Annotated in this window: 5 protein-coding genes, 1 tRNA gene and 2 pseudogenes; 5 read left to right on the top strand and 3 right to left on the bottom strand. The window is 51.1% G+C overall.

Features of this window, described 5'->3' with window-relative positions; genetic code table 11:
- Together GHO03_RS25645 and GHO03_RS25935 are read right to left on the bottom strand one after the other, a co-directional pair.
- Positions 1–626 (bottom strand): annotated as a pseudogene (locus tag GHO03_RS25645) (hemagglutinin); the annotation flags it as partial.
- 39 nt (positions 627–665) lie between these two features.
- A pseudogene (locus tag GHO03_RS25935) lies at positions 666–1,391 on the bottom strand (ESPR-type extended signal peptide-containing protein); the annotation flags it as partial.
- 2,078 nt (positions 1,392–3,469) lie between these two features.
- On the opposite strand from GHO03_RS25935, the gene GHO03_RS22645 reads away from it, so the two are divergent.
- Positions 3,470–3,895, top strand: a complete 426-nt coding sequence (locus tag GHO03_RS22645; RefSeq protein WP_095018644.1) for an SRPBCC family protein — start codon at positions 3,470–3,472, stop codon at positions 3,893–3,895.
- The gene (locus GHO03_RS22640; RefSeq protein WP_153400562.1) at positions 3,892–4,320 is read left to right on the top strand and encodes a MarR family winged helix-turn-helix transcriptional regulator; all 429 of its coding nucleotides are present in this window, start codon (positions 3,892–3,894) and stop codon (positions 4,318–4,320) included. The genes GHO03_RS22645 and GHO03_RS22640 overlap by 4 nt, the downstream gene beginning before the upstream one ends.
- Before the next feature lie 574 nt (positions 4,321–4,894).
- On the opposite strand, the gene GHO03_RS22635 is transcribed toward GHO03_RS22640, so the two are convergent.
- Positions 4,895–4,979 (bottom strand) — tRNA-Leu (locus GHO03_RS22635).
- Between the two features lie 80 nt (positions 4,980–5,059).
- Here GHO03_RS22635 and GHO03_RS22630 point away from each other — a divergent pair.
- The 3 genes from GHO03_RS22630 (at position 5,060) to GHO03_RS22620 (ending at position 8,493) form a co-directional block, all read left to right on the top strand.
- Positions 5,060–6,433, top strand: coding sequence for a recombinase (locus tag GHO03_RS22630; RefSeq protein ID WP_095025384.1), 1,374 nt, complete (start codon positions 5,060–5,062; stop codon positions 6,431–6,433).
- Positions 6,434–6,871: 438 nt separating this feature from the next.
- Positions 6,872–7,165, top strand: a complete 294-nt coding sequence (locus GHO03_RS22625; RefSeq protein WP_095025385.1) for a hypothetical protein — start codon at positions 6,872–6,874, stop codon at positions 7,163–7,165.
- Positions 7,166–7,330: 165 nt separating this feature from the next.
- Positions 7,331–8,493 (top strand): IS3 family transposase gene (locus GHO03_RS22620; protein ID WP_088500225.1). Its coding sequence is split into 2 segments (ribosomal slippage): positions 7,331–7,586 and positions 7,586–8,493, totalling 1,164 coding nucleotides; the frame shifts between segments, so codons are not numbered across the junction.
- Positions 8,494–8,678: the final 185 nt, after the last annotated feature.

The following is an 8,678-nucleotide window of genomic DNA, read 5'->3' as shown; positions in this document are numbered from 1 at the left end:
GCGATATTGGTGGTGTTGGTGGTGACCTGTTGATTGGTGGCGAACAGTTGGCTGCCGTTGATGGCATCGGTACTGGTACCACTGATCTGACCAGCAGCCACATTGGAGATTTGCCGTTCTGCGCCAATGCTGCCGACACTGACCACGCTGGCGGGTGCAGTCCCGGCAAAGGTGTAAGCGACGCCGCCGATGGTTGCCCCTGTGGTGGCGACTGCCGCCGCCGTGGTGCTGTTGGCGCCGAGTGCAACGGCCCCGATGTTGTTGGATGTTGCCCCTGAGCCCAGTGCCAACCCTTGGGTAGCGGCGTTGACCACAGTGGCTGCATCGCCCAGGGCAATGGAACCGGCGCTGTTGGCCTGGGAGCTATTACCCAGCGCCACGGAACCTTGGCCTGTTGCCGTATTGGCATTGCCCAGGGCCACGCTGCCCTGGCCGTTGGCGGTATTGTCGGCGCCCATGGCGACTGCGCCGGTGCCGGTTGCCGTGTTAGGGTCACCGATGGCGACAGCGCCGTTGCCGCTGGCTGTGTTGCCTGCGCCAATGGATACGGCTTTGCCGCCAGTGGCTTGCGCCGAGGTACCGATTGCGACGCTATCGTTCGAGTTAGCCAGAGAGCCGCTACCCATGGAGATTGCCCCGGTTGCGGTAGCTCTTGCGTTCGAGCCGATAGCCAGGGAGCTGGCAGCGGTTGCCTGTGAAGTGCTGCCGATAGCAATGCCGTCTTGGCCAGACGCTATCGTGCTAGCTCCCAGGGCTACGGAGGCTATACCTGAAGCAGTGCTGCTGACGCCTAAGGCCATAGAGCTTGCACCAGAGGCCCTGCTATTGAAACCAAGCGCGGTAGCGTTTATGGCTAAAGCTTGACTGGAAGTACCCACAGCTGTCGAATTTTGGCTGTTGGCAACGCTTTCAGCACCCAGGGCGGAGGCTCCCAAGTCTGAGGCATTGCTGGTTTCGCCCAATGCGACAGAGTTAGTGCCAGAAGCATTACTAGATAATCCGATAGCAACAGAGGAAGTGCCGGTAGCGACGGCAAGTCGCCCGAATGACTCAGAGCTGTCGCCTGTTGCAACGGAAGCCTCACCGATCGCAACACTTCTGTTCCTGGCAGTGGAGCCAGAGGCGGCGCTAATGGCTACGGAATAGAAGTCTACGGTCGCCGGCGCACCACCATTACCTGTTGCCGAACTGTTACTGATCACGCCTCCCGATATTGCCGTGCTGGAAAAGGCAAATGTGGGTAGCAGCCCTAATGACAGTCCAACAGTAACAATCACTAATGTTCTTATGCCCTTGCAAGGTCCGCTTTTATTTTTCTTGTGCGCAAACTCACTAGTGACTACCCAACTGCCCAAGGAGTAATTCCATACCACAGAAAAAATCTTGTTCATGATTGTTTATGGCGGGATGTACGCCAACCTCTGATGAAAGAATATGATGTGCATCAGAAACTACCGCCTTTGCATGCGGTATCTGAGTGTTGGTTAAAGACCAGGGCGCTTGTGACGAGCGGGCGGGGCTTTGTTGTGCGCAAGCCAAATGCTAGTTGCTCCGGCACAATAAGGGGTGTGCATGTTGTCCGAGGCCTCTTGAGGGGAGGTAGATGTTGCTATCAAACAGTGTTATTGGATCCGGTTTTAACAGTGCGAGCGCGTTACTGATATTTAAGCTATAAGTCGCGCACGAAACCATGGCAGCCCAGCAGTGAGTGGGTAGTCTTGATGGCTCATATTTTTAAAGTAGTACGGCTGTAGGTTATTTCAAGTTGTGTAACTAGTGTTCGGATGTTTTTCGTGCGAGTAATGAGGTGGGCTGATTGTTTTTAAAAAGTATATGTGTAATTAAAAGGGGGGCGTCCTGCGCTGGCATGATTGCGGTTGAGTAAGTTTTGAGTGGTTGTATGGCTGCTCAAGAGATTGAAAATGATCATTTTTGTCTTATTTTTAATGGTTTTCGGTGGGTGCACGTTATGTCTCTTAATGTAAAGTCCAGACCACTTGGCTGTCGTTGTGAAGGGGCGTTTGTAGTAGAAGACGGTGAAATATCAATTCGATCTTAATGTTATGAGGTTTTAGGTATGAGTCAGCGCAGCAGGTCGGTGTTGACGATAGTTGTTATATGGTTTGTTTAATCTGATGTGTTTCTGCGTGGCTGGTGGCAGGCTAGTGGCGCCTTGTTGCAGTTTGAGTGGTCGCGCATGTGCAGTCCAGGTAATGCAATTGCTCGGCCTTGTAGTGTGGGGTCTCAGGTGATGAGGCGAGGTGTGGGGTGGTTTTTGTATGTCGGTTTTAATATGGGTGATCTTTAATTTGATGCTTTTAATTTGCATTGTTGTTATGGCGGTCAGTAGTAATATAATAAATATGGCATGGCGAAAAGAACCAGAGGGCGCTGCCCGGTCACGATGTTTTTGCTGGTGTAGCCTGTGTCTGAACGAGCGGGGGATAGGTTCTGTACAGGTTGCTCATGCGCTTGTGTTGAAGTCCCTGCTGCAAGGGTAGTTGCCTTCTTTTCGATGTTTACTGACGAAGAGCATATGTGGGGGGTCGTGAGTAGCGTCAGTGCATTCAACGGCGGAGAAATGTTTCGCCTGGATGCTGTAGTTCATTGCGCAATATCGGCTGACAGCACTTTCAGTCTATTGACTATGGCCCGCTCTCATCAGGCAGCGCGGGTGTCGGCGTTGTTCTTCATGGTGCCGCTATTGGCATCGGTAATGGCGAACTAATTGCTCGATGAGGTCATGCCAGGGTTGGCATGGCATGGCGTGGCGTGGCGTGGAGTGGAATGGTTGTTGCTGTGCTGGGGGTTTGGCTCGCTGAGGGAGTGACGTTGAACATGACCCGACACCAAGCAGTTCTCGATTGGTGGCAGTCAAGCGAAGACCTCGCCAACCACTCGAAACAATGAACGATGGCATAACCCGAAAAAATCGCAGCGAACAAAACAAAGGGCCTGCACGAGGAGTCTTATGCAAGCCCTTGATTTGTTTGGTGCCCGAAGCCGGAATCGAACCGGCCCGTCATTATGAACGGGGGATTTTAATTCAAAAAATTTATTTTTTTAAAAACAGTAGGTTAGATCTGTGTCTGTGTATGTTTCGCAGCGAGACGGTGCCAGGACCCTGAAGGCCATTGCTTCTACGTGATCAAAAATAATTGCTGTGAAGAATGCCCGTCAAAAATCATTTGGTTGGGTTGCCTTTTTGCCGCCCCTTTGACGGATGTAAATCTCGGTCATCACGACCGTTGTATGCCCCAGCTGGCCACTGAGCCTGAGTCGTATCTCGGCGGTGTGCTTATTGTATTGCCGTTGGTGCTGACTGGTGATGAGCAGGGAGTCCAACTCTGGAGCTGAGTCCTAAGAGGATCGTGTTTGTAGCGATTTTTACCAGCCGTTGCTGGTGTGTGGTTTTATATTGTAAATGCATTTACAATTATTTTGACCCTACAGACGCAAGGCAAAGGCCATGGAAATCAAAGAGTCTATTGAAATCAGATCGACCCCCGCGCAAGTGTTCCGCTTGTATAGGGATGCGGGACGGTGGGCTGACTGGGACCCAGAAGTGAGTAGTGCCAGCTTGCCTGGCGGTCTCAAGTTGGGAGCCAAAGGTTGGCTTAAACCCAGGGTAGGGCCCAAGGCTGGCATTCAGATTGTTGAGATGACCGAAGAAAAGTCGTTTTCGGCGCAAAGCCGTTTGCCGTTATGTCGCATGGAATTCGGGCACCTGCTCACGGAAAAAGAGGGGGGCACTGTCGCAACTCACTGGGTTGAATTCTCCGGGCCATTGAGCTTTCTGTTTCGATACCTGATAGGTAGATCCATCCAGGCAGCGTTACCCAATACGATGCAGGGGCTTAAGAAGTCCAGTGAAGCCCGGGCAAGCTCCCTATGAGTGTGAACAAGGACAGCGTCGAGGAGAACTGGAGTGGTTCTGCCTTCGCGGGGCCAAGCGACAGCCCTGGATTCAGACTCTGGCGCGACTTTTTGGACTGGCAGCGTCAACTTAATGTCCGCTTGAAGCCCTTGGGGCTTACCCAGCCACAGTTCGCTATCCTGGCTGTAAGTGGTTGGCTGACTAGAGAGGGCGAGCAGGTGACTCAGCACGGAATCGCCAGTTTTACCGGTATGGATCGCATGCATATTTCGCAAATCATATCCCGCCTGGGTAAGGACGGGCTTATTGAAAAGCAAGTGAACCCGCAAGATCATCGCGCAAATCTGGTGTCACTTAACGAAGAGGGCCACCGACGATTGCGTGCTGCTTTGCCGATTGTTGAAGGCTTCGACAAAGAGTTCTTTCTAACGCGCAACACCTGATTACCTGTCTGGAAATCAGGTGTGATAACCCCCGAGCCCGGCCTAGTGCAGGGCTTTGTGTTTGCGCAGGAGAATGACGCCCGTTTTGGCAGGAAGACAGAGAAGGGGTAAAAAACAGAATTGCGGAGCGGTCTGTTTTTTTGCGGTGCAAAAACAAAGGGCCTGCACGCGAATCGCATGCAAGCCCTTGATTTGTTTGGTGCCCGAAGCCGGAATCGAACCGGCACGTCCTTACGAACGGGGGATTTTAAGTCATCTTACCCGTCGTCAGCATACAAAAGCAGTTGAGCGCTGAGGCCGGCTTTTGCCCGTACTTATAGGCTTTAAAACTTGTTAAAACAGTAACTTACGGACATTCTTGGCTGCATTGAAGAGCGGGTGAGAGCTGAGCTGGGCAGGCCTGGAATGGCGAAAGCTACCAGCAAAGCTCCCAAGCCAGCTCCCAAATAGCTCCCAAGCCGGCTACCAATTTTAAGGTGCTGGATACCAAATCGCAGATAGCAAAAAACACCAAGGTCTCGGTAGACGCTGGGGACAAATATGGGTGTTTTTTATTGAGCGAAATGAAGCTAGATGGTGCCCCGAGCCGGAGTCGAACCGGCACACATTTCTGCGACGGATTTTAAGTCCGGTGTGTCTACCAATTTCACCATCGGGGCTGATGTGGCGGTAAAGCAGGAGACGATTTAACCCCAAAACAAAGTCAAAATCAATCACTTAACCAGGGAAACGACGTGTTATGGCCTTGAAAATTAATTTTACTAAGTCCGCGCTGGACGACCTGACGTGCCCGCAAGGCAAATCCGACATTTTGGTGTACGACACGGAAATCAAAGGTCTGGCGATCCGGCTCACCAAAGCAGGCGGTAAAACTTTTTTTGTGGTGCGCAAAATCAAGGGGCGAGACCACAGGATTAAGCTGGGTGCTTTTGACAAACGCACTACAAAAATTCCGATGATTCGCGACGAAGCCCTGTCGATGTACACGAACCTGGAGGCGATGCTGGAGGAAAAAACCACGAAAGACTTGCAAGACGAAGTGACTGTCGAGAGCGCATTCGAAGACATGCTGATCGCAAAAGCGAAGCTCACTGAATGCACCATTGACGACTATCGCAAGACTTTTAAAAATCACATTGCTCCAAATTTGTCCGGCAGGCCTTTGCGCACAATAGCCGCTAAAGATGTGACCGCCCTGCACGCAAAGGTGACTAAACCGGTGCCAAAAAAGGATGGGACACTTGGCGCGCCACGGGAGCGGACGGCTAACAAGACATTATCCCTGCTCGGCTCGATCTTTTCGTTTGCCATAGCCTTTTACGATAACGGCTCAAAAAGGCTGGTTGAATACAACCCAGTTGACATCATGACTACGCTAAAAATCTGGCACGAAAATAAGCGATCAAAGATACGCATAAATCCTAATGAGCTTGGGAGGTTTATTGCAGAGTGCCTAGCTCTTGCTGATCAGCAGCCGATGCGAGATGTGCCAACATCTTTTAAAACCGTTTCAGCCGCTGTCCTCTTTATGCTTTTTAGCGGAGTGCGGCCAGGGGAGATTGCAAAAATTCGCAAGACGGATATACACCACCAGACGAGATCAATCATCTTTTCGGCGCGGACAAAACTCAACGAAATTGACTCCCTAAAAAACGGAGAGGAATTTCACTTGGTACTAAGTGACAGTGCGTATTGCCAACTCCTTTATGCAATGAAGCACTCAATCAGCGAATACGTCTTCTCCGGCGTTTCTCAAGAAAAAATCAGCGAATCTAGCGTCAGGGATTTTCTGATTAGAGTTCAGGAAAAGGTTGGCACAAGCCTACCGCGGAAAATTATGCGGGCTAGTTTTATTTCGACAGCTCAAAAAGCTCGTATTGGTCAGTATTATACTAAGGTTCTATCTAACCATGGGGGTAAGGGACGATCCGTGGATGTGACGGATGGGTATAAAACCGATTATCTCTCGGAAATCAGGAGCGCAATTACACTTGTGGAAAGCGATATTCATACAATGTCTAAAATTGGAAAAAATGTTGTTTGCCGAGGATTGCTGGAAACTTTGGCCCCGCTCGATCAAAAAGCAATGGATCAGCTGGTAGTACACTCCTAAAAATGATCATCTAGACCATCTAGACCATCTAGACCATCTAGACCATCTAGACCATCTAGACCATCTAGACCATCTAGACCATCTAGACCAACTTGGTCACACACTGGATTGTTCCGCGCGCTCAGTTGCTAAATCGCTCTGCCATACTGTGAATCCGCACTCACCTACAGCGAAATCACTCTCATATAGTGCGAGGTAGCCAATACTCGCACTACCATACTGCGATTTCACATTCACCCATAGCGAACATTCATACAGCCGAAAATACATCACTATATTTTCGATAATACTTCCACCTACTATAACTCCACCGGCACAGTAGTCTTGTATCAGTAGATAGCCAGTTGTGTCTATGTCGGACAAGTGTAGGCTACTCACTCCCCTTCGGGGGTTGCGTTGATAAAAGCGAACCAATAAAACAATAATAGGTAAGCCAAGATGAAAGTTATTGAGAAGCAAAAGAAAGACGCTAGGATCACGATCCGGTTCAGCAAGTCTGAGTTGGAGTCCCTTGATAACAAGATGGTCGATGCTGGTTATAAGGCCGCAGGAGCATTCATTCGCGACTTCGTGGCCAATAACAATACCAAACCAAAAGTTAACGCTGACGTGGTTCAGATCGCCCGCGAGCTGATGAACTTAGCATCCATGATAAACGCTGGGCGCACTAACATCGAACTCCTAGAAAAGGTTAAGTACATCGCCAAGATCAACATGGGGAGTGCAGCATGATCGGCAAAATCTTTCCTAAGTCCTCGGGCTCTTTCAAGAAAAGGATTAGGTACATTTTCGGTTGCACTAAGCACGACCACGAGATCGATGGAATCATGACCTGTAGTGGTCTAATGAAACCGGACACTCATTTAGGCGAGAATGCTCGCCCCAAAGAGGTGTCTGATGACCAAGCAACGCCGTACCTTTACCCCTGAGTTCAAGCGCGAAGCAGCCTGTCTGGTGCTCGACCAAGGCTACAGTCATGCCGAAGCAGCCCGCTCGCTCGGCTTGGTCGAGTCGGCCCTGCGCCGCTGGGTTAATCAGCTTCAGCAGGAGCGCGGCGGCATCACGCCGGCCAGCAAGGCGTTGACGCCAGAGCAGCAGAAAATCCAAGAGTTGGAAGCTCGAATCACGCGCCTTGAACGCGAGAAATCAATACTAAAAAAGGCTACCGCGCTCTTGATGTCGGAAGATCTCGAGCGTACTCGCTGATACACCAACTCAGCGCCCATGAGCCCGTTGACTGGTTGTGCGAAGTGTTTGAAGTCACTCGCTCAAGTTATTACGCACATCGTCATAAACGGCGAACTCCGGACGTTGAGCGACTGCGATTGCGCAGTCGAGTAAATGAGTTGTTCACTCGAGGGCGAAGTGCGCCTGGCAGCCGCAGCATCAAGGCAATGATGCGAGAAGAAGGTGAGCAAATCGGGCGGTTCAAGGTGCGCAGTCTGATGCGTGAGCTGGCGCTGGTCAGCAAGCAGCCGGGATCACACGCCTACAAAAAGGCCACGGTAGAGCGGCCAGATATTCCGAATATCCTGAACCGAGCGTTTGATGTCGAAGCGCCAAATCAGGTGTGGTGTGGAGACATCACTTACGTTTGGGCGCAGGGCAAATGGCATTATCTGGCAGTTGTCATGGATCTATACGCACGCAGAGTAGTGGGCTGGGCCTTATCAGAGAAGCCGGATGCAGACTTAGTCGTCAAAGCGCTGGACGTAGCTTACGAACAACGTGGAAAGCCTCAAGGGCTGATGTTCCATTCCGACCAGGGATCGCAATATGGCAGTCGTCAGTTCCGCCAGAGACTATGGCGCTACCGGATATGCCAGAGCATGAGTCGGCGGGGTAACTGTTGGGATAATGCGCCAATGGAGCGAGTGTTTCGCAGCCTGAAATCAGAGTGGATACCGACCACTGGCTACCTGACTGGGCAGCAAGCTCAACGAGATATTAGCCAGTACCTGATGGGCCACTACAACTGGCTCCGGCCCCATCAATTCAACAATGGACTGGCTCCGGCCAAAGCTGAAGAAAAACTCAAAACCGTGTCCGGAATGAGTTGACCACTACACTTCAAGGTCAGCCAGGAAACGATCTCGGCGAGTCTGCTTTTTCTTGCCGGTGTATTCGAGTTCGGAGAAGGTCTTCTGCACGCGCGTAACAAGGCTCATGGAAAGGATGGCTGGTTGAAGGTGCTCAGTGTGCCAAGGGTGGGGGACGGTTGGCTATTTTTGCAGCGTCTCCCTAG

It is taken from the genome of Pseudomonas sp. FSL R10-1339, from assembly GCF_009600545.1.
Taxonomy (GTDB): domain Bacteria; phylum Pseudomonadota; class Gammaproteobacteria; order Pseudomonadales; family Pseudomonadaceae; genus Aquipseudomonas; species Aquipseudomonas bubulae.
Note: the sequence above shows the minus strand (reverse complement) of the source record. Positions and strands in the feature narration are given on the sequence as shown.

Coding starts and splice junctions, on each gene's coding strand:
- GHO03_RS22640 (WP_153400562.1), top strand. CDS start 3,892: ATGAGTGTGAACAAGGACAGCGTCGAGGAGAACTGGAGTGGTTCTGCC.
- GHO03_RS22630 (WP_095025384.1), top strand. CDS start 5,060: ATGGCCTTGAAAATTAATTTTACTAAGTCCGCGCTGGACGACCTGACG.
- GHO03_RS22645 (WP_095018644.1), top strand. CDS start 3,470: ATGGAAATCAAAGAGTCTATTGAAATCAGATCGACCCCCGCGCAAGTG.
- GHO03_RS22625 (WP_095025385.1), top strand. CDS start 6,872: ATGAAAGTTATTGAGAAGCAAAAGAAAGACGCTAGGATCACGATCCGG.